Genomic DNA, 25059 nt, shown 5'->3' with positions numbered 1-25059 from the left:
TCAGGCGTCTGTCCCGTTGGTAGGGGTTCTCGGCGGCATGGCGGCAGCTGCCGCCGCGCCTGCCTCTTCCTGCTTCAGCCGGATGGCCTCACGCAGCACTGCGATGTCGTCGAAGGGGCGCACGACACCCGCGATGTCCTGGCCCAGCTCGTGCCCCTTGCCCAGGACGAGCACCGTGTCGCCGGGCTCGGCGCGGGCGACGGCGAGGCGGATCGCGGCGCCCCGGTCCTCCTCCATCAGCACGGTGCCGCGCTCGTAGGCGGGCACCTCGGCGGCGCCGGCCAGCATGGTGGCGAGGATCGCGAGGGGGTCCTCGGAACGGGGGTTGTCCGACGTCAGCACGGCGGTGTCGGCGAGCCGCGCCAGCGCGGAGCCCATGGCCGGGCGCTTGTGCGGGTCGCGGTCGCCGCCGCAGCCCAGGACGGCGTGGACGCGCCCGTCGGTGACCTTCCGCATCGCGTACAGCACGGACTCGACGGCGTCGGGCTTGTGCGCGTAGTCCACGATCGCGAGGTAGTCCTGGCCGGCGTCGACGCGCTCCAGCCGGCCCGGGACGCCCGGCACGGACGCGATGCCGTCGGCCGCCGTCTGCGGGTCGATGCCCGCGACGACGAGGGCCGTCAGCGCGGCGAGCGCATTCGCGACGTTGAACGGCCCCGCGATCGGTGCGGCCGCGCGCACCGACTCGTCCTTGGGGCCCACGGCCGTGAACGTGGAGCCGAGCGGCCCCACTTGGACGTCCTCGGCCCGCCAGTCGGCGTCGGGATGGCCCTCCGCGGAGAACGTGGTGACGGGCACCTCGGACTCGGTCAGCAGCCGCTGCCCGTACTCGTCGTCGAAGTTGACCACGCCCGCACGGGAGCGGGCCCGGGTGAACAGCTGCCGCTTCGCCCGGAAGTAGTCCTCCATGTCCGGGTGGAAGTCCAGGTGCTCGGGGCTGAGGTTGTTGAAGACGGCGACGTCGAAGACGCTTCCGTCCACGCGGCCCAGGACCAGCGCGTGGCTGGAGACCTCCATCGCCACGGACGTCACGCCGCGCTCCCGCATCACCGCGAAGAGGGCCTGCAGATCGGTCGCCTCGGGCGTCGTACGCTCCGACTTCAGCCGCTCGTCGCCGATGCGGGACTCCACGGTGCCGATCAGCCCCGTCAGCTCGCCCGCCTTCTCGGCGGCCTTACGGAGCCCGCCCTCCACGAGGTAGGCCGTCGTGGTCTTCCCGGAGGTGCCGGTGATGCCGATCTGCAGCAGGTCCTTGCCCGGCTCGCCGTAGATCGCGGCGGCCAGCGCACCCATGCGGCCGCGGGGGTCGGGCACCGTCAGGACCGGCAGGCCCGTCGCCGCGGAGCGCTCGGTGCCCGCGGGGTCGGTCAGCACGGCGACGGCGCCGAGGCTGGCGGCCTGCGAGGCGAAGTCGGCACCGTGGAACCGCGCGCCCGGGAGCGCCGCGTAGACGTCACCCGGCCGCACGGCGCGCGAGTCGTGGGTGATCCCGGTCGCCGCGGCCTCCTCCGTGCCCGCGGGGGCATCGGTCCTCAGCTGGAGGGCCAGCTCCGCGAGCGGCACAGGCCGGACGTGTGCGGGGCGGGGCGGGCCCGACGAGACGTCCGTCGCCGGCTTCGGGGCTGGCTCCGGGGTGGGAGCGACCGCGCGGCCCCCCGCCGAGGGCGAGAGGGAGTTCTGATCAGCTTGTGGCACGGCGGTGAGCGTACCGGGCGCGGAGGGCGTGCCGCGAAGCGAGGGGCTCCCCGGAGGGACTGCGTCCGGCCCGTCGTGCTGGTTCTGAGCGTCCGTTCCCACCTGATGTACGTCCCCTCTGCGCCCGGTCTCCGTGGCTCATCGGCCCTTTTTCTTCCTGCTGTCCTTCTCGGCGCTGACGGGCAGCGGATCGGCCTTTGCTCCGGTCGGGGGGATCTGCAGGCTTTTCAGGGCGAACTTCATGACCTGCTTGTAGACGGGCCCGCACACGTCGCTGCCGAAGTAGCTGCCCTTCTTCGGATTCTGCACCGCGCAGTAGACCGTCACCCGCGGCTTGTCGGCGGGGGCGAAACCCGCGAAGGACGACGTGTACCCGTCGTACCGGCCGGTCTCGGGATCGACCCGGTTGGCCGTACCCGTCTTGCCCGCGACCCGGTACCCGGGGATCTTGGCCGTGGTGCCCGTCCCCTCCATGTCGCTGACGACGGACTCCAGCATCCGGGCGAGCGTCCTGGCCGTTTTCTCGCTGACGACGCGGCGGCTGTCCGGCTTGCGCGCCGGGGTGTAGGCGCCGTCGGGGCCCGTCGTGCCGCGCACGAGCGACGGCACTTCGCGGACGCCGCCGTTGGCGATGGTGGAGTAGATCGAGGCCGCCTGGACGGCGTTGAGGGACAGGCCCTGGCCGAACGGGATCGTGTACTGCTGCGACGCGCTCCACTTCTCGGGACGCTCGAGGATGCCGGAGGTCGCCCCGGGCAGCCCGAGCCCGGTGGGCCTGCCGATGCCGAACTCGCTCAGATAGCGGTGGAGGACCTTGTTGGCCTCCTTCTGCGTCTCGCCCAGCTGCTCCGTGGCGAGGATGGTGCCGATGTTGCTGGACTTGGCGAGGACGCCGTTCAGCGTCAGCTTCCAGGTCTCGTGGTCGACGTCGTCGGCGAAGGCGCGGTCGGCGCGCTTGAGGCGGTTCGGGACGGTCACCTTCGTCAGCGGCGTGGCCCTGCCCTCCTCGAGGACCGCGGCCATCGACATCAGCTTGCTGGTCGAACCGGGTTCGTAGACGTCCTGCGCCGCGGCGTTGCCCAGGGCGGCCGGGTCCGCACGGGAGATGTCGTTGGGGTCGAATCCGGGGGCGCTCGCCATCGCGAGCAGTTCACCCGTCCGGGTGTCCTGCACGACCACGTAGCCGCTGTCCGCGTCGGACTCCTCGATCTGCTCCCCGATGGCCTGCTGGGCCGCCCACTGGATGTCGCGGTCGAGGGTGAGCTGCACGTCCGCACCGGCGCGGGCGGGGCGTTCCCGCTCGCCCGCCGTGGGGACCTGGCGGCCGCCGGACTGCGCGTAGGTGATCTTCCCGTTCCGGCCCGCCAGCTTCTTGTCGAGCATGGCCTCGACGCCCGCGCCGCCCTTGCCCTCGGAGTTGACGAACCCGAGCACGGCGGAGGCCAGTTCACGGTTGGGGTAGACGCGCTTCGGGTGCTTCTCGCGGTAGACGCCGGCCAGGACGTCGGCGGCATCCTCCCCGGCCTTCCCCGCCTTTCCGGCCTTGTCCGCCTTCCCGCTCGCCGCCGCCTCGGACGCCTCCGCCGCGACCTTCCGCTTCAGCTCCCTGATCTGCTGCCAGGTCCGCGGCGTCTGCTGCCGCGCGAGCAGCACGTAGCGGGTGTTCTTCCGGGACAGCTTCCTGGTCAGCTCCTGCTCGTCCTCGTGGAGCACGGGGGCGAGGAGCGCCGCGGCGCGTTCGGGGGCGTCGCTCACGCCGGTCTGCTTGGACGTGAACAGGTACGGGTCGGCTGTGACGTCGTAGGCGTCGACCGTGGTGGCGAGGGCGGCGCCGTCCCTGGAGGAGATCGTGCCGCGCTCGGCTGCGAGCGGCACCGTGATGTACCGGTTGACGGCGGCCTTGTCGGCGAACGCGCTGGCGTCGACGGCCTGCACCTGCAGCAGCCGCACGGTGAACGCCAGCATCACCACCGTCAGGCCGAACGCGATCAGCCGCAGACGCGGACGGGCACGCGCGAGACGCAGCCGGCCGCCCTGGGACGGCAGGGGCGCCTTGGCGCCGACGGGCTTCGTACGGCCTGCGGCCTTCCCGGCGCCCTTGCCCGGCGCGGGCCTGGCCGCAGCCGCCCTGCCCCCCGCTCCCCTGCCCTGACTCCCGGCCGACTTGGGCGAGTTGGCACCGCGCGCGGAGCGGCCAGGACGTGACGCCGGACGGCCGGTACGGCGCGGGTCACGCGGGCGTTCGCTCACCGCTCCTCCTGCTTCGGGTCGCCGGTGGCCTTCTCCGGCTTGCCCTTCACGGTGCCGTCCGGTTCGAGGAAGGCGGGAGTGCCGCCGGGCACGAGGCCGAGGTCGCGGGCGCGCTTCTCCAGCGCCCCGGGCGCCGAGTAGGAGTCGACCTCCTGCTGCAGTGCCTGCTGCTCGTCGGTCAGCTCGCCCGTCTGCTTCTCCAGCTTGCTCAGTTGGAAGGACCCCTGGTTGACGGCGGCGTTCAGCAGCAGCAGGCCCAGCAGACCGGCGCCCAGTATCACGACGACCAGCAGCACGAACGGTGTACGGGCCGCGCTCGCTCCGGCCGGTACGAGCCGGGCGAGCCGGGACAGCCGCTGTGCACTCATGCCGTGTGCTCCTCCCTGATGCGCTCGGCGCCCCGCAGCCGGGCGGGGGCGGCGCGGCGGTTCTCGGCGATCTCGTCCTCGGTGGGGAGTTCGGCACCGCGCGTCAGCAGCTTGAGCCGCGGCTGGTACTGCTCCGGCACGACAGGCAGGCCGGGCGGCGCCGTGCTGCTGGCTCCCGCCGTCAACACCCGCTTGACGAGCCGGTCTTCCAGCGAGTGGTACGACAGCACGGCGATGCGTCCGCCGACGGCCAGCGCCCCCACGGCGGCCGGAATCGCGCGCTCCAGCGATTCGAGCTCGCCGTTCACCTCGATCCGCAACGCCTGGAAGGTGCGCTTGGCCGGGTTGCCGCCGGTGCGCTTGGCCGCCTGCGGCAGGGCCTCGCGGATCAGTTCGACGAGTCGCGCGCTGCTCGTCAGGGGCCGCTCGGCGCGTTCACGCACGACTGCCTCGACGATGCGCTTGGCCTGCTTCTCCTCGCCGTACACGCGCAGCAGCCGGACGAGTTCGCCCGGAGGGTAGGTGTTGAGCACGTCGGCCGCGCTGCGGCCCCGCGTCTGGTCCATGCGCATGTCGAGCGGGGCGTCCTGGGAGTAGGCGAAACCGCGCTCGGGCTCGTCCAGCTGCATCGAGGAGACGCCGAGGTCGAACAGGACGCCCTGGACGCGCGGCACGCCGAGGCGCTCGAGGACCTCGGGCAGCTCGTCGTACACCGCATGCACGAGAGTGGCCCGGTCCGCGTAGGGGGCGAGCCGTTCGCCCGCGAGCCGCAGCGCATCCTGGTCGCGGTCCAGGGCGATGAGGCGGGCGGCGGGGAAGGTGCCCAGCAGTGCCTCGCTGTGGCCGCCGAGGCCAAGAGTGCAGTCGACGACCGTCGCGCCGGGCTCCGCGAGCGCGGGGGCGAGCATGTCGAGGCACCGCCGCAGCATCACCGGATTGTGGCGTTCCCGGATTGCGGATTCCTCGTTGGCGGGCTGTTCCTCGGTCGTCATGCGCCCTTTCCTGCCCACGTGCTGCTTGGTCCCCGCCCGCTCTGAGGGGAAGTGGCCCGCGGTACCGGGGAAGAGGGGTGCCGGGGGCCGGAGCGGGAGGAGGCCGAGCCGCACGTACGCCCAGCGCACGCGGGGAATTCAGCTCCCGGGAGCGTCTCGCCTCCCACTTCGCGCCACTTTAGTCCACTCGTCCCTTCGGTCAACAAGCGCGCAGGCGCGTTGGGAGGGCGCCCGGCGGGCTGTGGGGTGCCTCACAGAACGGCCGTCCGACCGATTCGTCCTCACCCGGATGAAGCCATACGGGCCGAGCCGGTCTAACGTCGTCCACATGTCGACCTACCAGCGGAAATCTCCGCCATCCTCAGAATCCACCGCCGACAGCAGGAACGGCGCCGGGACAGTGACCGACCGCCTCGTCGAGGCCAACGCCCGCTATGCCGAGGGCTTCACCGACCCCGGCATGGACGCCCGTCCCGTGCTCAACGTGGCCGTGGTGGCGTGCATGGACGCCCGTATCGACCTGCACGAGGCCCTGGGGCTCGAACTCGGCGACTGCCACACGATCCGGAACGCGGGCGGAGTCGTCACCGACGACATCATCCGCTCCCTGACGATCAGCCAGCGCGCTCTGGGCACCAAGACCGTCGTGCTGATACACCACACCGGCTGCGGAATGCTCAATCTGACGGAAGACTTCCGGCACGAACTGGAACTGGAGGTGGGTCAGCGGCCGTCCTGGGCCGTCGAGGCGTTCCAGGATCTCGACCAGGACGTGCGGCAGTCCATGCAGCGGGTGCGGACCTCGCCGTTCCTGCTGCACAGGGACGACGTACGCGGTTTTGTCTTCGACGTGAAGACCGGCCTGCTCCGCGAGATCGACCCAGAGATCCCCCGGGAACGGTGACGCGGGACGCCGCGGGCGTGAAGAATGCGTGTACGAGCAGCAGATGAGCGACGGGGATGGCCGAGGAGTGCCGGTGACGACGTATGACGAGCGAGCGGACCTCAGCGATCTGAGCAGCACGGCGGATCGGGTGCGCCGCTCGATGGAGTCGGTGATCGAGGGGAAACCCGAGGTCGTGCGGCTTTCGTTGACCGTGCTCATCGCCGAGGGCCATCTGCTGATCGAGGACGTTCCGGGCGTGGGGAAGACCATGCTGGCCAAGGCGCTCGCCCGGTCGGTGGACTGTTCGGTGCGGCGCATCCAGTTCACGCCGGACCTGCTGCCGTCCGACATCACGGGCGTGAGCATCTACGACCAGCAGCGCCAGGACTTCGAGTTCAAACCCGGTGCGATCTTCGCGCAGATCGTGATCGGGGACGAGATCAACCGCGCCTCCCCCAAGACCCAGTCCGCGCTGCTGGAGTCGATGGAGGAGCGCCATGTGACGATCGACGGCCACACGTACGAACTGCCCGCGCCCTTCATGGTGGTGGCGACGCAGAACCCGGTCGAGATGGAGGGCACCTACCCCCTGCCCGAAGCTCAGCGCGACCGGTTCATGGCGCGGGTCTCCATCGGCTACCCCAGCCCGGCGGCCGAACTGGAGATGCTCGACGTGCACGGCGGCGCCTCACCGCTGGAGGACCTCCAGCCGGTGGCGCACGCCCACGAGATCAGCAAGCTGATCGAAGCGGTGCGCGGTGTGCACGTCGCCGATCCGGTGCGCCGCTACGCGGTGGACCTGGTCGCGGCGACGCGCACGCACCAGGATCTGCGGCTCGGCGCCTCGCCGCGCGCCACGCTGCACCTGCTGCGCGCCGCCCGCGCAGGTGCGGCCCTGGCCGGCCGCGACTTCGTGCTGCCGGACGACGTGCAGGCGCTGGCAGTCCCCGTGCTGGCGCACCGCCTGCTGCCCACCGCGCAGGCGCAGTTGAGCAGACGTACGGCGGAGCAGGTGGTCACCGAGATCCTGCACCGCGTGCCCGTACCGAGCGCGACGCAGGGAGGCGCGGGCACCGCGCCGCCCCCCGACGGCTACGGACAGCAGTCGCCGCGAGGCTACTGATGTCGGAGCGTACGGCTGCCGGAGCGGACGCCGCCCGTCGCGGGCGCGGCCGGAGCAGGGTGCGCCGCGGCGAGGAGCCTCCGGACGACGGGTCGGTGCCCGGCCAGGAAGAGAAGCAGCGCGGGCAGCTGCGCACCGCCCTCTCCGGGCTGACGACCCGCGGCCGGTCGTTCCTCGCGGCGGGCGTGGCAGCAGCCGTGTGCGCCTACCTGCTCGGGCAGGCGGACCTGCTGCGCGTGGGCATGCTGCTGATGGCGCTGCCTCTGGTCTGCGTGCTCGTCCTCTACCGCACGCGCTACCGCGTGGCCGGGTCCCGCAGGCTCTCCCCCGCGCGCGTGCCCGCGCGTTCGGAGGCGCGGGTGCATCTGCGCGTCGACAACGTCTCCCGGCTGCCGACGGGGCTGCTGATGCTCCAGGACCGGGTGCCCTACGTGCTGGGGCCCAGGCCCCGCTTCGTACTGGACCGCCTGGAGCCGGGCGGGCAGCGGGAGGTCTCGTACCGGGTGCGGTCCGACATGCGCGGCAGCTACCCCCTCGGGCCCATGCAGCTCCGGCTGACCGATCCGTTCGGGCTGTGCGAACTCACCCGTTCCTTCACCACGTTCGACACGCTCACGGTGGTGCCGCAGGTCGAGGCGCTGCCGTCAGGGCGGCTGTCGGGCGACACGACCGGTTACGGGGACGGACGGCAGAGGTCGCTGGCGCTCGCCGGCGAGGACGACGTCATCCCGCGCGGCTACCGCCACGGCGACGACCTGCGCCGCGTCCACTGGCGCTCGACCGCCCGCTACGGCGAGCTGATGGTGCGGCGCGAGGAGCAGCCGCAGAAGGCGCGCTGCACGGTGCTGCTGGACACGCGCCGCGACGCCTACACGGGCACCGGCCCCGACTCGCCCTTCGAGTGGGCGGTCTCCGGTGCCGCGTCCGTCTGCCTGCATCTGCTGGAGAAGGGTTACGCGGTGCGGCTGCTGACCGACACCGGCACGATGGTGCCCGGCCCCGAGGGCGTCGGCTTCGCCGGGGACTCCTCCGACACGGCCGGACTGCTGCTGGACACCCTCGCGTTGGTGGAGCACTCCACCGAGCCGGGGATGTCGTACGCCTACGACATCCTGCGTGGCGGCACCGGCGGCCAGGAGGGGCTGCTGGTCGCCTTCCTCGGCGATCTCGACGAGGAGCAGGCGCTCACGGTGGGCCGGATGCGGCAGCGCACGAGCAGGGCGGTCGCCTTCGCCGCGCAGCCCGCCTGGGACGGGGAAGACGCCGGCTACGCCCCCGAAGGCGCCTTCGCCCCGCCGGGCGGACCGGGGAGCGGGACGCCGTACACCGGTGACGCGCCGGCCCCGCAGCCGCGTCCCGAGGAAGGCGGGGAGCCCGCGCTGCGCGTGCTGCGCGAGTCGGGCTGGACGGCGTTGCGCGGCGGCCCCGGCGTCGCCATGTCCGCCCTGTGGCAGGAGGCCGACGACTCGACGGTGAAGGGGCTGGAGCGATGAGCGGACGCGGACGGCTCGCCCTCTGCGCGGCGCTGGCCACGCTGGCCGCGGCCTGCGCGCTGCTGCCGCTGGTGGACCCGGCCACGTGGCTGCTGCAGGCCGCGCTGCTGCTGGGGGGACAGACGCTCGTGGGCGCGGCCGCCCGCCGCGTCCCGCTGGCACGTGTGCTGACCGTGGCGGTGCAGGTCCTGGTGTCGCTGCTGATGCTGACGCTCTTCTTCGCCCGCGACGAGGCGCTCGCCGGGATTATCCCCGGGCCCGCGGCCCTGGAGGAGTTCCAGCGCCTGCTCAGCCAGGGCGGCCACGACGTGGGCCGCTACGCCATACCGGCGCCGGTGACGGACGGCATACGCCTCATGCTCGTCGGCGGCGTCCTCGTGATCGGCCTGCTCGTCGACGCGCTGGCGGTGACGTTCCGCAGCGCCGCTCCGGCCGGGCTGCCGCTGCTGGCGCTGTACTCCGTCGCAGCCGGTCTGGCGCGGGACGGCGCGGCCTGGCCGTGGTTCCTCTGCGCCGCCGGCGGCTACCTGCTGCTGCTGCTCGCGGAAGGACGCGAGCGGCTGTCCCAGTGGGGGCTGGTCTTCACCGACCGGGGACGCCCCGGCGCTCCGCCCGCACAGCCCGGGTCGGTCGAGGGCCCGGCGATGGCGCCCGTACGGACGGGCCGCCGGATCGGTGCCCTCAGCCTCGGCCTCGCGCTCATCGTCCCGGCAGTGCTCCCGTCGATGGGCAGCGGGCTGCTGGACGCCGCCCGCAACGGCAGCGGCGGCGTCGGCGAGAACGGCGGCACGGTCTCGGCGGTGAACCCCCTGGTGGCGCTGCAGGACAGCCTCAACCAGCCCGAGGACCGCACGGCGCTGACGTACACGACCAACACCCGCGACACGCAGGAGATGTATCTGCGGATCGTCGCCCTGGACCAGTTCGACGGCTCTTCCTGGAAGCCTTCCGAACGCCGCATAGACGCGGTACCCGATCCGCTGCCGTCGCCCCCCGGTCTCTCCCCCGACGTGGCCACGGAGCGGGTCCGCAGCACTGTCGTGGCGGCCGACTGGTACGCGCAGAACTGGCTGCCCATGCCCTATCCGGCGAGCCGCGTGAACATCGGCGGGGCGTGGCGCTTCGAACCGGAGGGCCGCACCCTCGTCGGCGACCGCGGGGAGACGACCCGCGGAGCGCGCTACGTGGTCGAGAGCCTGATGGTGCAGCCGACCGAGCAGCAACTGCGGCGGGCGGCAGACCCTCCGGAGCCGGTCGCCGAGGAGTACACGAAGGTCCCCGAGTCACTGCCGACGGTCGTACGCAGCACCGCCCTGCGCATCACGAGCGGCGCGACGAACGCCTACGAGCGGGCGGTGCGCCTCCAGGACTGGTTCGCGTCCGAGGGCGGGTTCACCTACGACACCCAGGCGAAGGCCGGCAGCGGGTCGGCCGCGATCGCCAACTTCCTGAAGTCGAAGAAGGGCTTCTGCGTCCACTTCTCCTTCTCGATGGCGGCGATGGCACGCACCCTCGGGATCCCCGCCCGCGTCGCCGTCGGCTTCACGCCGGGGACCGCCGGGGCGAACGGTCAGATGGCGGTCGGGCTGAAGGACGCGCACGCCTGGCCCGAGCTGTACTTCGAAGGTGTGGGCTGGACCCGTTTCGAGCCGACCCCGACGCGGGGCACCCCTCCGGCGTACGCGCAGCCGGACACCCCCGACCCGAGCGAGAACCCCGCCGAGCAGCTGCCCGACCGCGGTCAGAGCGCGGAGCCGACCCCCACGCCGTCCGAGTCGGACGAGTGCACTTCCGAGGAGAAGCGGCTCGACCCCGAGTGCGGCCAGGCCGCCCCGCCCCCGGACAGCGGCGGGACGGACGACGGCGCCCCGGTCGGCAGAGCGGCGGGGGTGGCCGCACTCGTGCTGCTCGCCGTGGGCGTGCCCCTGCTGCCGCTGCTGTGGCGCAGACGCCTGCGGGCGCGGAGGCTGCGCGCACGTGCCGCCCCCGGAGCCGATCCCGGGGATGCCGTCCTCGCGGCCTGGCGTGAACTCGTCGACACCGGCTGGGACTACGGGGTGGTCCCGGAGGACTCGGCGACTCCGAGGAAGGCGGCGGAGCGTATCGCCCGCATCGGCGACCTGGAGCAGGGAGCGGCGGAGGCCGCGTACCGGGTGGCTCTCGTCGTGGAGCGGGTGCTGTACGCGCCCGGGCCCCAGGAAGGGGCGGAGGTGCGCGCGGACGTGCTCGAGGTGAGCCGTGCGCTGCGGGACGCCGCCCCCCGTGGCCTGCGGATCCGCGCACTGCTGCTGCCGCCCTCGTCCATTCGGGTGATATGGCGTCTGACGGGGCGGCTGACGCGGGTGCGCGAGCGGTGGACGTCGGCCCTGCGGGTGCGCTTCGCCAAGTAGGCCGGGGCCCGACGCCTGTCCCAGCCCTGTCCCGACGCCTGTCCCGGTCCCGCCCTCGGCTGCGGCCGCGGACGTGCGGACGTGCCGGGCGGGGGCCGTGGCCCGCAGCGTCCTGGGGCCCTGGGTCAGTCGGCCCGGGTCCCAGGGGGCTGTCCGCGGGCGGCGCACCTGTACGGTCCGCCCGTCAGCGGCGGGCAGACGCCACGACATGGCTGTGGGGCTTCCTTCCGCGGTACGGAAGGAAGCCCCACAGCCATGTCACGTAGGAAGACGTCGCTCTCGGCGCTGTACTCGCCGGCTCACCGGCCGTGTGCCCCAGGGGCTACTGGCCTTCGTCGCGGCGGCGCTGCCACCGCTCCTCGATACGGTTCATCATCGAACGCCGGGCGCGTGGCTGACGGCGGGTGGGGGCCCCGCTGCCTCCTTTGCTGCCTTGGGCAGCTCCCTGCTCCTGCTGCTCGCCGTTCTTGGGGGCTTTCCGCCAGCCGGTCACCGCGAGCACGGCGCAGCCGAGCATGACGAGGAAACCGACGACGCTGATCCAGATCTGCTGCGCGACCATACCGGCCATGAGCAGTGCGATGCCCACCAGAAAGCCTGCGACGGCTTGGTAGACCCGCCTGCGGGTGTACCTGCGCAGCTCACTTCCCTCGAGCGCTGTCGCGAACTTGGGATCTTCGGCGTACAGCGCTCGCTCCATCTGCTCGAGCATGCGCTGCTCGTGCTCAGAGAGCGGCACGGAGTCCTCCTACTCGTCGGTCGCGGGGGCGACCGGATGCGACCATTCAAGGATAGGCAGGGAATCGCCCCCGTGAAACCCGCCCCTCTGCGCCAATACCTCTCACCAGGGCCGAGACGGCGGACGTGAGCGCGGGACCGTTCAATTCGTGCATTCCCGCACCGCCTTTCCGCCATGCCGAACCGCGTGCACCGATCATACGGCGGTCAACAGCTGATCGGGTGAGCTCCGATGCACTGCTGCGCCTGCCCGGTGGTCCCCGCCCCGTGGCGCGAGGGGCCGTTCGCTGTTCACCCGCCGTGGTACCGCGTCTCGGCGAGGACATGCAGCTGACTCGCGACCGCCTGGAAGGCGGGAAGTTCGGACGCCGCCGCCTCGAGTTGCGACAGCGCCGCCTCCGCGTCCGGCTCGGTGTCGATCAGGGCTCCGGGGACCAGATCGGCGAAGACCCGCACCCCGTGCACCGCTCCGGCCGTCATGCCCGTGGCCTCGATCAGCTCCGTCAGCTGCTCCGCGGTGAACCGGCGGGGCATCGGGTCGCTCTCGCCCCAGCGTCCGTCCGGTGCCGTGAGCGCGTGCCTCGCCTCCGTGAAGTGGCCCGCGATGGCGCGCCCCAGCACCGCGCCGCCGAGGCCGGCCGCGAGGAGGCTGAGCGTGCCCGCGCCGGGGCGCAGCGCCGCGACGACGTTGCGCAGGCCCTCGGCGGGGTCGTCCATGTACTCCAGGACTCCGTGGCAGAGCACCACGTCGTAGCCGCCGCGCTCGACGACGTCGAAGAGACCGTGGGCGTCGCCCTGGACCCCCCGCACCCTGGCCGCGACGCCCGCCTCCGCCGCGCGGCGCTCCAGGCCGAAGAGGGCGTCGGGGCTCGGGTCGACAACGGTGAGCCGGTGGCCGAGCTCGGCGACGGGCACGGCGAAGTTGCCGGTGCCGCCGCCCGTGTCCAGTACGTCCAGGGACTCGCTGCCGGACGTCTTGACCCGCTGGTCGAGAGCGCCCCGCAGGACTTCCCAGACCACGGCGGTGCGGAGTGATGCGCTGGGGCGGGACATTGGACGGTGCTCCTCGGCGGCTCAGGGGCGTGCAGGCCCCACCCTATTGCCTCCGTCGACCTGCCGATCCCCCTGAGCACGCAGGCCCGTTGCCGCCCCGGCCCGTACGGACGGCGCGGCGGCCGCCACGGCACGGCAGCGCACCGCACGGCCGCGCGTGAGGGCCGGCCTGCCCGGTGGCCGGCCCATCGCTCCGCCGCGTCAGCCCGCCCGCTTCCGGGGGTGACCCGCGCGGCCGCTCCGGGCCCGTATTCGCCCCGGAGCGCGGCCTGACGGGGGCTGGGCGCGGCCTGCCGGGCCGTTCGGCGCGCCCGCTCCGCCCTGCTCGTCGTCGGCCGGGGCGACGCGCGGCTGCGGCAGCGCCGGCTGCGAGACGAGCATCCGCTCCACGAGCCGCAGGAAGACCTCGGTGTCGCGTACGAGGTCGTCGGCTTCGCGCTGACCGACCGCGCCCCGGATGCCGGCCTCCGCCCGCGCCCGCTTCGGGGCGCCGGAGGCGAACAGCAGGCACCACTCGGACAGTTCGGGAGCCGCCTCGGGAAGCACCTCCCAGGCGCTGCGAATGGCGCGCCTGCGCCTCTCGCTGCTCTCGGGCCGGCCGCGGACGGCGAGCACGGCCGCGGCGGTGCGCAGTGCCGCCAGGTGCGCGATGGCGTACCGCTCGTTCGGCGTCTCCATCGCCGCTGCCTCGTCCAGGCCGTGCTGCGCCTGGGCCAGCAGGTCGAGAGCGGCCGGCGGGGCGGCCGCGCGGCGCAGCACTGGATGGACGTCGCTCGCCGGTGTCGCCTGTGAGGAGTTCGGGGGTGCTCCCCGAGGATGTCGCCGCACGGGAACCAACCTCCTGTCGTCGTCTGGCACTTCGCCGGTTCGGCCGTATGTGCCCATCGTGGAGGACACCACTGACAATCGACCCTGACCTGCGCAAACACCCACCGCTCAGGCGTGACCTCCTAGCCCGGGTCAGCTCGGGTCAGCTCGGACCCCGGCCCTCCGGGGTGCCGCCCCGAGGCCGCTGCGGTTGCGGCTCGTGCCCGTCCCGTACCCGGGGCGCCCTTTCAAGGGGGTGCCCGCAGGGGAGCGTTGCATGGTCGGGCATACTTTTGAACTGACCAGTCAGTTCAAAAGCTGCCCGCCCGCGACCGTACGAGCGGGGCGCGCGGCGGAGAGAGGCGGAAGCCATGGGCGAAGCGCCGGAGGAGTCCCGGCCCGGCGGCGGCTCGGGCGGCCGCGCGGGGGCGGAGGTCCGTGCCGAGGGCCTCGGCCTGACCGGCGCCCGGGGAGAGGTCTTCGGGGACATCTGCTTCTCCGCGCCACCGGGCTCGCTCGTCGCCCTGGAGGGCCCGTCCGGCTCGGGGCGCACCTGCCTTCTGCTGGCGCTCACGGGGCGCATGAGGACCACCTCGGGCCACGCGGTCGTGGGCGGGCACCGCCTGCCAGGGGAGCTGGGCGCCGTGCGCCGCATCAGCGCTCTGGGAGCCGTACCGGGGGTGACCGACCTCGAGCCCGGCCTGTCCGTCGCCGAACAGCTACGCGAACAGGTGCTGCTGCGGCGGCGGTTCGACGGTTCGCTGCGTGCCCTGCTCACTCCGCCCGCCCGTCGCGCCGCGGCCTCCCGCGCACGCCTCGACGCCTCGCTGTCCGCCGCCGGCCTCGACCTGGACTCCCTGCCGAAGGGCCCGCGCACGCTCGTACGGGACCTGGAGCGGCTGGAGAGCCTGCGGCTGTCCGTCGCGATCGCGCTGCTGGGCGAACCGCGGCTGCTCGCAGTCGACGACGTCGGGCTGAAGCTCACGGACGACGAAGCCGGGCAGGCCTGGTCGCTGCTGCGCTCTGTCGCCGAGGCGGGGACGACGGTTCTCGCGGCCTGCAGCCAGGCTCCCGGCGACGCGCTCACCGTGTGCACGGGCCGCGAGAACCGGGGCCCGTCCCGGAACGAAGGGGCCGGGGACGAAGGAGCCGGGAACGAAGAGGGCCCGGCCCGCGAGCAGGCCACGATCACGGAGGGGGACGCGGCGCATGCGCTCGCCGAAGCTTGCCGCGCTTGAGCTCAAGCGCTTCGGGAGGGGCAGGCTGCCCCGTGCGGCGATGGCGGCGATGATGCTGCTGCCGCTGCTCTACGGCGCGCTCTACCTGTGGTCGTTCTGGGACCCGTACGAGCGCCTGGACAAGGTGCCGGTCGCGCTCGTCAACGACGACAGGGGCAGCGAGGCGGACGGCGAACGGCTGGACGCCGGCGATTCGATCGTCGCAGGGCTGCGCGAGAGCGACACGTTCGACTGGCGCGAGACCGACGCCGCAGACGCACGGAGAGGCGTCGAGGACGGGCGCTACTACCTGTCGCTGACCGTGCCCGCCGACTTCAGCGACCGCGTGGCCTCCAGCTCGGGAGGCGACCCGCGGACGGGCGCCCTGAAGGTGCGCACGAACGACGCCAGCAACTACGTCGTGGGGCAGATCTCCCGCACCGTCTTCTCGGAAGTCCGGGCCGCCGCCTCCAGCAAGGCGTCACGCGGCTTCTACGACAGGATCTTCGTCTCCTTCTCGACGCTTCACGACCAGACGGCGAAGGCCGCGAAGGGAGCCGACAAGCTCGGCGACGGCATCGGCCGGGCCAAGAAGGGCACCGGGGAGCTCGAGGACGGCCTCGACAGGGCGGAGAAGGGCAGCGGCACGCTCAAGAACGGCACGGAGCGGCTGCACGACGGCGCGGGTGAGCTGAAGAAGGGCTCGCGGCAGGTCGCCGACGGTACGCGGAAGCTCGCGACGAAGGTCGACGGTGTCGCGGGCAGGGTCCGCCCGTTCCTCGACGAGCACGGGGACGACATCGGCAAGGCCGCTCGCGACGTCGCACGCCTCAGCGGGGCGCTGCGGGAGAACCTGGACGGTCTCCCCGAGAGGACGGGCAAGGCGGCCGCCGACTCGCGGAAGGCCGCGGACACCCTCGCCGGCCTCCACCGGGCACGCTGCGGGGGGCCTGCCGAACTGGACACCTCCTGCCCGCAGTTGAAGAAGGCGGTCGCTGCGGCGCGTACCGCGGCCGACGTCGCGGAGGATGTCGACGGCGTCGTGCGCGAGCAGGCGCATCTGGACCGGCTCGACGCCCGTCTGGCGAAGCTCCAGAAGCAGGCGGACGCCCTGGCCGACCGGGCCCCGCACCTCGCCGAGGATGTGGACGCGGCGGTCGCGAAGATCCACAAGCTCGACCGGGGCGCCCGGAAGGTCTCCGCGGGAGCGGCCAAGCTGGACGCGGGGCTCGTACGCGCCCGGAACGGCGCGGCACAGCTCGACGCCGGCCTGGGACGGCTGTCGGAGGGCGCGAACACGCTGAACGGCGGGATGTACCGGCTCGCCGACGGCTCCTCGCAGCTGTCGCACGGACTGCACGACGGCGCGAAGAAGATCCCCGACTACGGCAAAAAGGAGCGCGACGAGCGTACGGACGTGATGTCCGACCCCGTCGGCCTCTCCTCCGCCAAGGCACATGCGGCGCCCAACTACGGCACAGGGTTCGCGCCGTACTTCATCCCGCTGGCGCTCTGGGTCGGTGCGATGATCGCGTACATGTTGCTCCAGCCGCTCAACAAGCGTGCGCTGGCCGCCGGCGCCCCGGCCAGGCGCATCACCCTGGCGGGCTGGCTGCCGGTCGCGGCGATAGGCGTCGCACAGACCGGCGCGCTGATCGCGGTGCTGCACTGGGGGCTCGGACTGCAGTTCGCGCGGCCGGCGGCCGCCGCCGGGTTCCTGGTACTGGTCACCGCATGCTTCACGGCCGTGGTGCAGCTGATCAACGCCCGCTTCGGGCCGGCCGGGCGCATCCTCGTCCTCGCCATGCTGATGCTGCAGCTGACGTCGGCCGGCGGAACGTATCCGATACAGACCAGCCCCGGGTTCTTCAACGCAGTTCACCCCTACCTTCCGATGAGCTACGTCGTCGACGGACTGCGTCACCTCGTCACGGGCGGCGATCCGTGGCCGGTCTGGCGAGCCTGCCTGGTGCTGCTGGCCTTCACCGTGAGCGCGCTCGTACTGACCGCGTGGACGGCGCGGAGCAAGCAGGTGTGGACGCTGGACCGGCTGCACCCGGAGATCGCCCTGTGAGCCGCACCGCGCGAGGAGGACCGGACCGATGACGAGCAGCACCCCGGACGGCGGGCCGGGGACGGGCGGCTCCCGCAACGCGCAGGGCGGGAGCGCGCAGGGCGGGAGCGGCGGGGCGCGCGTCCGCCGCAACCGCGGCTCGACGCGCCAGAAGCTGTTCGGCGCGGCGGTCACGCTCATCGCCGAACAGGGCTTCTCCGCCACGACGGTGGAGGAGATCGCCGACCGGGCAGGCGTCGCCAAGGGCACCGTCTACTACAACTTCGCCAGCAAGAACGAACTCTTCGAGGAACTGCTGCGGTACGGCGTGGAGTTGCTCACCGCCGATCTGCGCGAGGCCGCCGGGTCGACCGCGCGGGCCGGGGGCGGGCGGGTCGACGCGCTCGATGCCATGGTGCGTGCCGGGCTGGCCTTCATCGACCGCTACCCCGCCTTCACGCAGTTGTACGTGGCCGAGCTGTGGCGGACGAACAGGGCGTGGAACTCGACGCTGGCGGTGGTGCGTCAGGAGGCCGTCGCCGTGGTGGAGGAGCAGCTGCGGGGCGGAGTCGAGGAAGGCGAACTGAGCGGCGAGATCGACATCGCGCTCACCGCGTCCGCCCTCGTCGGCATGGTGCTCGTGGCGGCACTGGACTGGAAGGCGTTCCAGCCGGAACGCTCCCTCGACGACGTGCACGCGGCACTGTCTCTGCTGCTGCAGGGACGGGTCGGAGGGTGTGCGCGGCCCCGGTAGCCGAGGCGGTGCCCGCAGTGGCTGCGAGCGTCCCGCCCGGCGACCCGGTTCGAGGGGCCGCGCACGGTCTTCCCCCACTCCCCCGTTTCCCCGTTCCCCCGCGGGCCCCCGTGACCCGCGTTCCCCCGGCAAGGGGTGCTGCCCCGTTCCGCCACCCCGTGTCGGCGGTGCCGGGGCAACTCCCCTTGCTGTGCGCATCACTCTGCCCTCCCGGTACGGCGCCGCCCATCCGCTCGGATACTCAACTGCTCCACTAGGTAGCGCTACTCAGCAGTCCGTGCTCCCGCCCGGGCGGAGAACACCAGAGACGTCCGCACGGCCCGGTCGCCGCGGGCCGCGAACACCCGGCGGGACACCGCCCGAACCGCGCTCGGGGCGCCCGGCTAAAGTCCCTCGTCATGGCACGTATCGCGGTGATCGGCGCCGGCCTGGGCGCACTTGCGGCGTCCGCACGGCTCGCCGTCGCGGGACACGAGGTGACGGTCTACGAGCGCACCGGCACGTACGGCGGCGGGGTGCGCAGCTACGAACGGGACGGATTCCGCTTCGACACCGGCCCCGGGCTGCTGCACCTGCCCGCCGTCTACCGCGACCTGTTCGTCAAGACCGGACGCGAACCGCTGGAGGAGCGCGTCGGCCTCGTACAGCTCGACCCCGCCGTGCGGCACGTCTTCCCGGACGGCACCGCGGTGTCGCTGCCGCACGCCTCCCGGGCGGGCACCGTCCGGGCGCTGGACGCGGCGCTGGGCCCGGGGGCCGGCGCGCGCTGGGCGGACCTGCTCGGCCGGGCCCGTGAGGTCTGGGAAGCCACCAGGCGGCCCCTCCTGGAGGAGCCGCTCAGCGCCGTCGGACCGCGGACGCACGCCTCCGCCGGGGACCACGACCCGTATCCCGCGCTGCGCGGCAAGGGCCTGCTGCGCCGGCGCGCTCCCACCCTCGCGGAGGTCGCCGGCGACGAACTGCGCGACCCCCGGCTGAGCGCCATGCTGAACAGCTGCGCCGACGCCTACGGCCTCGACCCGCGCACCGCGCCTGCGAGCGCGACGGTGCTGCCCTACATCGAGCACACCTTCGGAAGCTGGTACGTACGCGGCGGGATACGCGCGCTCGCTCAGGCGTTGTACGAGCGCTGCGTCGAGCGCGGGGTGGGCTTCAGATTCGACACGGAGGTGTCGGCCGTACGGGAGGAGGGCGGACGGGTGACGGGGCTGAGCCTGGCCGCGTCGCCCGACGTCGACGCGGACGCCGTGGTCGCCGGCTGCTGGTGGCCGCCGGACCGGACCGGCGCGCCTGCCGGGGCGGCCGGAGCGGCCCTGCCCGCCGTCCCCGCCCGTGCACGCCTCACGGTGCTTCTCGCTCTGCACGGCGGACGTCCCCCGGAAACCGTGCACCGCACCGTCGTCCACCGGGCGGACGCCCCGGGGCAGCCCCTCACCGTGCTGCGGCCCGACGACGCCTCCCTCACACCGGACGCCGCGCACGAGACGGCCGTGCTGTCGGTCTCGGTCGGCCCGGAGGGCGTCCCCGGGCAGGCGGAGGCGGAGCGGCTGGCCGGAGAGTTGATCGTCGCGGCCGACGCGGCAGGGCTCGGGCTGGGACCGCGGACGCTCTGGCGCGAGGTCCGCACGCCCCATGACGTCGAGGCGGAGACGGGAGCCCCCGCCGGGCTCGTCCCCGCCCCCGCCCTCGCCGGATCCCCGGGCGGCCGACGAGGCGGGCGCGGCACGGAACGCCGACCGCCCAACAGGACGGCGACGAAGGGCTTCTACAGGGCCGGCGGCTGGGCGCACCCGGGCGGTGGGCTCGCTCACGCGGGCATGTCCGGCGCGCTCGTCGCGGGGCTGATCGTGGAGGGCGACGACTGGCGCGGCTCGCACTGACGGCTCCCGCGGCGCACTGCGACCGCGGCCGGGACGCCCAACGGTGCGGCCGTCGGCCCGTGCGGGACGAGCCCCGCTCGCACCGGACGCGTGGCCGCTCTCAGCCGCGGCTCTCACCGCGAAAGCCTCCTGCCCGGTCATGCGGACCGGCAGGAGGCTTCCGGGCGTAGCCGGCGCGGCGCGCGCGGCGCTCAGTAGTAGTAGCCGTTGCCCCCGGTGCCGTACCCGTTCGGGTCGTACGGGTAGGACTGCTGCGGCTCCGGCTCCATCTGCTCGTTGGGGTCCCGCTGCTGGGGCACCCACACGCCGCCCCCGCCGGTGGGCGCCTGTGGGAAGTACGACTGCTCGGTGTACGTGGCGCCGCCGCCGTAGGAGAGGCCGTAGCCGTCCGTCGCGAAGCCGTCCGAGCCGTACCCGTACGGCGACTGCTGGGGCGGCTGCTGGGCGCTGTAGTCCTGCTGCTCGGGGCCGGGGTACCCGTAGCCGTCGAACTGGACGCCGGAGTACCCGCCGTTGGCGTCGTAGCCGTAGTACGGGTCCGCGTAGGCGGCGTACTGCTGCTGGGGGACGTCCTGGCCCTGGCCCGGGTACATGCCCGGCTGCTCGGGGCTGGGGTATCCGTAGCCGCCGAGGGTGAACTCGCCCGTCTCGTCCGGCATGGGGCCGGGCTGGTAGACGGGGACGGGCTCCTCCCCGCCGAGCTGCTGGCCGTAGCCGTTGACCGCCTGGAACTGGCCCGTGTCGTAGGAGACGGTCTCGTAGCCCTGGCGCTCGTAGCCGTTCGTGGCGAAGGTGTCGGCCGCGGGGAAGCCCTGGGTCTCGAAGCCGTTCGCCCCGGCGGCGCCGTCGTAGCCGTTGGCCTGGAAGCCGCTGGTGTCGAAGCCGTTCGCCTCGTACCCGTTCGCCTCGAAGCCGTTCGCCTGGTACCCGTTCCCGTTGATCTGGCCGTTCCCGTCGTAGCGGTTCGAGCCGTAGTCGTCCCCGCCGAAGCCGCTCATGCTCATGGCGGCGGTGCTCTCGAGGGAGTCGCTGTCGTACCGGTTGGCGCGCAGTCCTCCGGTCGTCTCCATCGGACCGGCGTCGTACCGGCTCATGCTCAGCGCGCCGGTGTTCTCCATGCTGTCCGCGCCGTAGGCGCCCATGCCCATGCCCATGCCGCTGGGCTGGAAGGCGTCGGAACCCGGGCCGGGGAGGGCGGCCTGCTCCGGCCCGCCCAGTTCGTTCAGCGGCGGGGCGGCGGCCAGCTCGGGGCCGTCCTCTTCGTCGTCACGGCGGCGGAAGTTCGTCCCCGGCAGACCGTTGAGCGCCCAGCCTGCCGCGAAGCCGCGCCGGTAGGAGAGGGTGACGAAGGTCTGGCCGGTGGCGAAGGCGGCGATGCCCACCCCGATCACGATCACCGAGGGGATCAGCGCCCCCGCCACCACGCCGAGAAAGCCGGTGAAGGCGAGCACGCGCCAGCGGAGTCGCGCCTTGTACTGCAGCAGGACCTCGCCCAGTAGCCACAGCGCGACGATACCGAACGCGATGTAGAGGACTGTCCAGCCCATGTAAGCCCCCTCTTCTCACTGCTTCGGCCGGCTGCTCCGACTAGGACCGTTCGTGGAGACCAAGATTCTGATGGATTTCCAGGGTTGCCGTGGAGTTGTTGAGCGTAATGAAGTGAAGTCCGGGGACATCCTCGGCCAACAGCCTCGCACACAACTCCGTCGCGCACTCGATTCCGACCGAGCGTACCGCCGCGGGGTCGTCCTCGACCGAACGGAGCCGCTCCGCCATCTCCGTCGGGATGGTCGCGTTGCTCAGCTCAGCGAACCGCTCGATCTGCTTCACGTTGGTGACCGGCATGATCTCCGGGATGATCGGAGTCTCGCAACCGGCCGCGACCGCGCTGTCGCGCAGCCGAAGGTAGTCCTCCGCGCGGAAGAACATCTGCGTGATCGCGTAATCGGCCCCCGCGCGGCACTTGTTGACGAAGTGTCGCACGTCGGTGTCCCAGTCGTCAGACCGCGGGTGCATCTCGGGGAAGGCGGCGACGCCGACGCAGAAGTCGCCGGACTCCTTGATCAGCTCCACCAGCTCGGACGCGTAGGTGAGCCCCTCCGGGTGCTTGACCCAGTCCCCCATCGGGTCCCCGGGAGGGTCGCCCCGCACGGCGAGCACGTTGCGGATGCCCGCGTCCGCGTACTGGCCGATGACGTTGCGCAGTTCCGACCGCGAGTGGTTGACGGCGGTGAGGTGGGCGACGGGGGTGAGTGTGGTCTCGGTGGCGATCCGCTCGGTGTTGCGGACGGTGCCCTCGCGGGAGGAACCGCCCGCGCCGTAGGTCACGGAGACGAAGGTCGGCGAGACCGCCTCGATCCGGCGCAGCGCGTTCCACAGCGAGCGTTCGCCCTTCTCCGTCTTGGGGGCGAAGAACTCGAACGAGTAGGAGCACTGTCCGGTCGCGAGCAGGTCACGCACCGTGGTCGTACGGTCTGTCCTGGTAGCTGAGATACCGATGGCCATGCTTGAAGGCTATCGGCCTTGGCTAGAGGGCAACCCGCCGTCGCCTGCCGTAATCGCCTGTTCCGTCCTGCTCGGCGCCCACATGTCCGCGGAGCGGAACGTACGGGGGCGGGGCGGCTCGACTCCGACCGGGGAGCGGAGAAGCCGCAGCTCACCACCCGGACGCCGGCGTCCCGTCCCGCTGAGGCCCGGACGGGCGGCGCCCGTCGCCCCTATTCGCCGGACGGTCGCCGGCCGTCCGCTTCGACCCGTTCGCGCAGCCGCACGGACAGCGCCGCGGCAGCGGCCTCCGGGTCCTCGGCGCCCGTGAGGACCCGGACGACGACGACCCGCCTGGCGCCCGCATCGAGTACCTCGTCGAGGTTGGAAGCGTCGATGCCCCCGATCGCGAACCAGGGCCGCGCCGGTGCGAGGGAGGCCGTGTACCGCACGAGCGGCAGCCCGGGGGCGGGACGGCCCGGTTTGGTGGGCGTCGGCCAGCACGGGCCGGTGCAGAAGTAGTCCACGCCCGGTTCCTTGACCGCCGCGTCGACCTCGGACTCGGCGTGGGTGGAGCGGCCGATCAGCACGTCGTCGCCGACGAGGGCCCGTGCCGCCGGTACCGGGAGGTCCCCCTGGCCGAGGTGGAGCACTGCCGCGCCGGCGGCGTGTGCCACGTCCGCGCGGTCGTTGACGGCGAGCAGCTTGCCGTGGCGGCGGCAGGCGTCCGCGAAGACCTCCAGGTGCTCCAGCTCCTCCGCTGCCTCCAGCGACTTGTCCCGCAGCTGCACGATATCGACGCCGCCCCGCAGGACCGCGTCGAGGAACTGCGGGAGGTCGTCCTGCTCCTTGCGGGCGTCGGTGCACAGGTACAGCCGCGCGTCGGCGAGCTGCTGGCGTATGTCGGCGTCGGTGCTCATGGCGTACCCCTGGGGCGTACGGGCCGGACGGATCACCGGCCCGTACGCCCGTGGATCGGTTGACGGACGGACGGAGGGAGAGAGGACGGGTGCGGCCGCGGGGCCGCGGGACGTACCGCAGCGCATGGGCACTGCCGTGCGCCGCGCTGTGTCGCGCTACGCGGGCCCGGGGCGGTGGCGGGACCGCGGCCTGCCGGGGCGCCCGCTGCCCGGGCGCCCGGTCACACGGCCGTCCGGCGGCGGTTCACACGGCGAGGGCCTGGGCGCGGCGCTTCACCTCGGTCCCGCGGTTCTCACGGAGGGCCTGCGCCGGGGTGCCGGGCAGGCTCTCGTCCTCCGTGAACAGCCACTCCAGCATCTCCTCGTCGCTGAAGCCGTCGTCCTTGAGGAGGGTGATCGTGCCGACGAGGCCCTTCACGATGCGGCCCGCGCCGATGAAGTCGGCGGGGACCTGGAGGGTTCTCCCCTCTCCTCGGCGGACGGCGATCAGCTGGCCTTCCTTGACGAGCTGCCGGGCGCGGGTCACCGGTACGTCCAGCTTCTCCGCGACGTCCGGGAGGGTGAGCCAGGCGGGGACGAGAGCATCGGTTTTCGCATCAATCTCGGTCACGCCTTCCAGCGTGCCATCCCGGTGTGACAGTCACTACTGTGCGGCGGCCACTGCGCGGGCTTCTTCGTCTACTTGACGGCTTTCTTCAGCGGCGTTTCCGCGTCGGCCAGCACGTTTTCGTCGACCTTCAGCCCGCGTTCCATGATCTTTCTGCCCTGGGCGAGGTCGCGCGGGCGGCCCACTGCCAGCAGTGCGGTGAGAGATCCCTCACGCAGCCAGCAGACCGACCAGGCGGCCTCCGTCGGGTCGCCGCGGTAGACGGTCTCGTCCTCCGCCGCATGGTGTCCGGCGTACTGCACGAACCTGCCGAACTGCTCCGACCAGAAGTAGGGGACGGGGTCGTAGACGGACCGCTCCGCCGCACTGTCCGCGAAGCGTTCGGCCGTGATGTTCTCCGCAACCACGCGCGGCCCCTGCAGGGCGTTGTCCCAGTGGTGCACGAGCAACCGCTCGCCGTAGCGGGCGGAGGGGAAGGACGCGCAGTCGCCGACCGCGTAGACGTGCGGGGCGGAGGTCCGCAGCCACTCGTCCGCCCGGACAGCGCCGCGCTCGTCCAGTTCGACGGCGGAGTCGGTGAGCCAGCCGGTGGCGGGCCGTGAGCCGATGCCGACCAGCACGGCGTCGGCGTTCAGCCGCGTACCGTCGGCGAGCTGCACGGCACCGGGTTCGACTGCCCGCACGGCGACGCCTGTGCGCAGCTCCGCACCGCTCTGCGCGTACCAGTCGCGCATGTGCGACGCGACCTCCGCGGGCAGTGCGCCGGGCAGCGGCTGCCCTGCGGCTTCCACGACGGTGACGGCGCAGCCGGCTTCCCGTGCGGCGGTGGCGAACTCGGCGCCGATCCAGCCGGCTCCCACGACCAGGACGGTGCCCCGTGCGGCAAGCACGGGCCGGAGCCGGGCGGCGTCGTCCAGGGTGCGCAGCAGATGAACGCCCTCGACGCCATCGCTGCCGGGCAGTGTGCGCGGTGCGGCGCCGGTGGCGATGACGAGCTGGTCGTAGGGCACCTCGCCGGAGCCCGTCTCCACCAGCTGCTCGGACGTGCGCAGGCCGGTCACACCGCGCCCGAGTTCCAGTTCGACGTCGAGCGCGCCGAAGTCGATGCCGAAGGACGAGCCCTCCGCCTTGCCCAGCAGCACCGCCTTGGACAACGGCGGCCTGTCGTACGGCGGATGCGACTCGTCGCCGATCAGCCTGATCGCGCCGGGCCATCCACGCTCGCGCAGTTGGACGGCCGTCTGCGCTCCCGCCATTCCCGCACCGACGATGACGACCCGCTGGCTGCTCCGACTGTCGCTCACACGGCCAACTCTATTCCGCTGCGCGCACCCGGAGAGACGGCCACC

General features: G+C 72.8%; 20 protein-coding genes. 8 read left to right on the top strand and 12 right to left on the bottom strand.

All coding sequences use genetic code 11. The features are described 5' to 3' along the window. Genes H181DRAFT_RS10885 through rsmH form a run of 4 tightly spaced genes read right to left on the bottom strand, consistent with a single transcriptional unit; the run spans position 1 to position 5305 of the window. Positions 1-1797: a UDP-N-acetylmuramoyl-L-alanyl-D-glutamate--2,6-diaminopimelate ligase gene (locus H181DRAFT_RS10885; RefSeq protein WP_045864145.1), complete on the bottom strand. Its 1797-nt coding sequence runs from the start codon at positions 1795-1797 to the stop codon at positions 1-3. Between the two features lie 36 nt (positions 1798-1833). Beyond that, positions 1834-3945 carry a peptidoglycan D,D-transpeptidase FtsI family protein gene (locus tag H181DRAFT_RS10880; RefSeq protein WP_045864144.1) on the bottom strand — a complete coding sequence of 704 codons (2112 nt, stop codon included), beginning with the start codon at positions 3943-3945 and terminating at the stop codon, positions 1834-1836. Further along, positions 3942-4313 (bottom strand): cell division protein FtsL, encoded by a 372-nt coding sequence (locus tag H181DRAFT_RS28785; protein WP_045864143.1) that lies wholly within the window; start codon positions 4311-4313, stop codon positions 3942-3944. Before H181DRAFT_RS28785 ends, H181DRAFT_RS10880 begins: the two co-directional genes overlap by 4 nt. Next, a complete protein-coding gene (gene rsmH, locus H181DRAFT_RS10870; protein WP_045864142.1) occupies positions 4310-5305 on the bottom strand; it encodes a 16S rRNA (cytosine(1402)-N(4))-methyltransferase RsmH in 996 nt (331 codons plus the stop codon). The genes H181DRAFT_RS28785 and rsmH overlap by 4 nt, the downstream gene beginning before the upstream one ends. Positions 5306-5633: 328 nt before the next feature. Here rsmH and H181DRAFT_RS10865 point away from each other — a divergent pair, with 328 nt between their 5' ends. The 4 genes from H181DRAFT_RS10865 (at position 5634) to H181DRAFT_RS10850 (ending at position 11197) form a co-directional block, all read left to right on the top strand. Continuing rightward, entirely contained in the window at positions 5634-6209 is a 576-nt protein-coding gene (locus H181DRAFT_RS10865) for a beta-class carbonic anhydrase (RefSeq protein WP_045864141.1), read from the top strand. A gap of 73 nt (positions 6210-6282) precedes the next feature. After that, the gene (locus H181DRAFT_RS10860) at positions 6283-7314 is read left to right on the top strand and encodes an AAA family ATPase (protein WP_045864140.1); all 1032 of its coding nucleotides are present in this window, start codon (positions 6283-6285) and stop codon (positions 7312-7314) included. Next, positions 7314-8807 (top strand): DUF58 domain-containing protein, encoded by a 1494-nt coding sequence (locus tag H181DRAFT_RS10855; RefSeq protein ID WP_078895655.1) that lies wholly within the window; start codon positions 7314-7316, stop codon positions 8805-8807. The genes H181DRAFT_RS10860 and H181DRAFT_RS10855 overlap by 1 nt, the downstream gene beginning before the upstream one ends. Next, positions 8804-11197, top strand: a complete 2394-nt coding sequence (locus H181DRAFT_RS10850; protein ID WP_045864139.1) for a transglutaminase TgpA family protein — start codon at positions 8804-8806, stop codon at positions 11195-11197. Before H181DRAFT_RS10855 ends, H181DRAFT_RS10850 begins: the two co-directional genes overlap by 4 nt. 322 nt (positions 11198-11519) lie before the next feature. Here the strand turns inward: H181DRAFT_RS10850 and H181DRAFT_RS10845 are convergent, their stop codons facing one another. The 3 genes from H181DRAFT_RS10845 to H181DRAFT_RS10835 form a co-directional block, all read right to left on the bottom strand. Beyond that, positions 11520-11936: a DUF3040 domain-containing protein gene (locus tag H181DRAFT_RS10845; RefSeq protein ID WP_045864138.1), complete on the bottom strand. Its 417-nt coding sequence runs from the start codon at positions 11934-11936 to the stop codon at positions 11520-11522. A 290-nt stretch (positions 11937-12226) separates the two neighbouring features. Beyond that, entirely contained in the window at positions 12227-12988 is a 762-nt protein-coding gene (locus tag H181DRAFT_RS10840) for a methyltransferase (protein ID WP_045864137.1), read from the bottom strand. A 201-nt stretch (positions 12989-13189) separates the two neighbouring features. Then, on the bottom strand, positions 13190-13816 hold the full coding sequence (locus H181DRAFT_RS10835; protein WP_368073262.1) for an SAV_6107 family HEPN domain-containing protein: 627 nt from the start codon (positions 13814-13816) through the stop codon (positions 13190-13192). Positions 13817-14166: 350 nt separating this feature from the next. Between H181DRAFT_RS10835 and H181DRAFT_RS10830 the strand changes: the two genes are divergently transcribed. The 4 genes from H181DRAFT_RS10830 (at position 14167) to H181DRAFT_RS10815 (ending at position 19699) form a co-directional block, all read left to right on the top strand. Continuing rightward, positions 14167-15033: an ATP-binding cassette domain-containing protein gene (locus tag H181DRAFT_RS10830; protein ID WP_045864136.1), complete on the top strand. Its 867-nt coding sequence runs from the start codon at positions 14167-14169 to the stop codon at positions 15031-15033. Beyond that, positions 15005-17086, top strand: a complete 2082-nt coding sequence (locus H181DRAFT_RS10825) for a YhgE/Pip family protein (RefSeq protein ID WP_045864135.1) — start codon at positions 15005-15007, stop codon at positions 17084-17086. The genes H181DRAFT_RS10830 and H181DRAFT_RS10825 overlap by 29 nt, the downstream gene beginning before the upstream one ends. A 28-nt stretch (positions 17087-17114) precedes the next feature. Continuing rightward, positions 17115-17819 carry a TetR/AcrR family transcriptional regulator gene (locus tag H181DRAFT_RS10820; protein ID WP_074467807.1) on the top strand — a complete coding sequence of 235 codons (705 nt, stop codon included), beginning with the start codon at positions 17115-17117 and terminating at the stop codon, positions 17817-17819. Positions 17820-18217: 398 nt separating this feature from the next. Further along, entirely contained in the window at positions 18218-19699 is a 1482-nt protein-coding gene (locus tag H181DRAFT_RS10815) for a phytoene desaturase family protein (protein ID WP_045864134.1), read from the top strand. 191 nt (positions 19700-19890) lie between these two features. Here the strand turns inward: H181DRAFT_RS10815 and H181DRAFT_RS29890 are convergent, their stop codons facing one another. The 5 genes from H181DRAFT_RS29890 to H181DRAFT_RS10790 form a co-directional block, all read right to left on the bottom strand. After that, positions 19891-21246 carry a hypothetical protein gene (locus tag H181DRAFT_RS29890; RefSeq protein ID WP_052708544.1) on the bottom strand — a complete coding sequence of 452 codons (1356 nt, stop codon included), beginning with the start codon at positions 21244-21246 and terminating at the stop codon, positions 19891-19893. Between the two features lie 40 nt (positions 21247-21286). Further along, a complete protein-coding gene (gene metF / locus H181DRAFT_RS10805) occupies positions 21287-22204 on the bottom strand; it encodes a methylenetetrahydrofolate reductase [NAD(P)H] (protein WP_074467806.1) in 918 nt (305 codons plus the stop codon). Positions 22205-22416: 212 nt separating this feature from the next. Further along, positions 22417-23103: a thiamine phosphate synthase gene (gene thiE, locus H181DRAFT_RS10800; RefSeq protein ID WP_045864132.1), complete on the bottom strand. Its 687-nt coding sequence runs from the start codon at positions 23101-23103 to the stop codon at positions 22417-22419. Between the two features lie 244 nt (positions 23104-23347). After that, positions 23348-23713 carry an Rv2175c family DNA-binding protein gene (locus tag H181DRAFT_RS10795; RefSeq protein WP_045864131.1) on the bottom strand — a complete coding sequence of 122 codons (366 nt, stop codon included), beginning with the start codon at positions 23711-23713 and terminating at the stop codon, positions 23348-23350. Between the two features lie 68 nt (positions 23714-23781). Then, positions 23782-24966, bottom strand: coding sequence for an NAD(P)/FAD-dependent oxidoreductase (locus tag H181DRAFT_RS10790; RefSeq protein ID WP_045864388.1), 1185 nt, complete (start codon positions 24964-24966; stop codon positions 23782-23784). Positions 24967-25059 lie beyond the last annotated feature (93 nt).

This window comes from Streptomyces sp. WMMB 714 (assembly GCF_900090125.1).
Classification (GTDB): domain Bacteria; phylum Actinomycetota; class Actinomycetes; order Streptomycetales; family Streptomycetaceae; genus Streptomyces; species Streptomyces daqingensis.
Note: the sequence above shows the minus strand (reverse complement) of the source record. Positions and strands in the feature narration are given on the sequence as shown.

Bases quoted from the DNA above. Each gene is read 5' to 3' on its own strand.
- H181DRAFT_RS28785 (WP_045864143.1), bottom strand. From the start codon at position 4,313: ATGAGTGCACAGCGGCTGTCCCGGCTCGCCCGGCTCGTACCGGCCGGA.
- rsmH (WP_045864142.1), bottom strand. From the start codon at position 5,305: ATGACGACCGAGGAACAGCCCGCCAACGAGGAATCCGCAATCCGGGAA.
- H181DRAFT_RS10865 (WP_045864141.1), top strand. From the start codon at position 5,634: ATGTCGACCTACCAGCGGAAATCTCCGCCATCCTCAGAATCCACCGCC.
- H181DRAFT_RS10855 (WP_078895655.1), top strand. From the start codon at position 7,314: ATGTCGGAGCGTACGGCTGCCGGAGCGGACGCCGCCCGTCGCGGGCGC.
- H181DRAFT_RS10850 (WP_045864139.1), top strand. From the start codon at position 8,804: ATGAGCGGACGCGGACGGCTCGCCCTCTGCGCGGCGCTGGCCACGCTG.
- H181DRAFT_RS10840 (WP_045864137.1), bottom strand. From the start codon at position 12,988: ATGTCCCGCCCCAGCGCATCACTCCGCACCGCCGTGGTCTGGGAAGTC.
- H181DRAFT_RS10830 (WP_045864136.1), top strand. From the start codon at position 14,167: ATGGGCGAAGCGCCGGAGGAGTCCCGGCCCGGCGGCGGCTCGGGCGGC.
- H181DRAFT_RS10825 (WP_045864135.1), top strand. From the start codon at position 15,005: ATGCGCTCGCCGAAGCTTGCCGCGCTTGAGCTCAAGCGCTTCGGGAGG.
- H181DRAFT_RS10820 (WP_074467807.1), top strand. From the start codon at position 17,115: ATGACGAGCAGCACCCCGGACGGCGGGCCGGGGACGGGCGGCTCCCGC.
- H181DRAFT_RS10815 (WP_045864134.1), top strand. From the start codon at position 18,218: ATGGCACGTATCGCGGTGATCGGCGCCGGCCTGGGCGCACTTGCGGCG.
- H181DRAFT_RS29890 (WP_052708544.1), bottom strand. From the start codon at position 21,246: ATGGGCTGGACAGTCCTCTACATCGCGTTCGGTATCGTCGCGCTGTGG.
- metF (WP_074467806.1), bottom strand. From the start codon at position 22,204: ATGGCCATCGGTATCTCAGCTACCAGGACAGACCGTACGACCACGGTG.
- thiE (WP_045864132.1), bottom strand. From the start codon at position 23,103: ATGAGCACCGACGCCGACATACGCCAGCAGCTCGCCGACGCGCGGCTG.
- H181DRAFT_RS10790 (WP_045864388.1), bottom strand. From the start codon at position 24,966: ATGGCGGGAGCGCAGACGGCCGTCCAACTGCGCGAGCGTGGATGGCCC.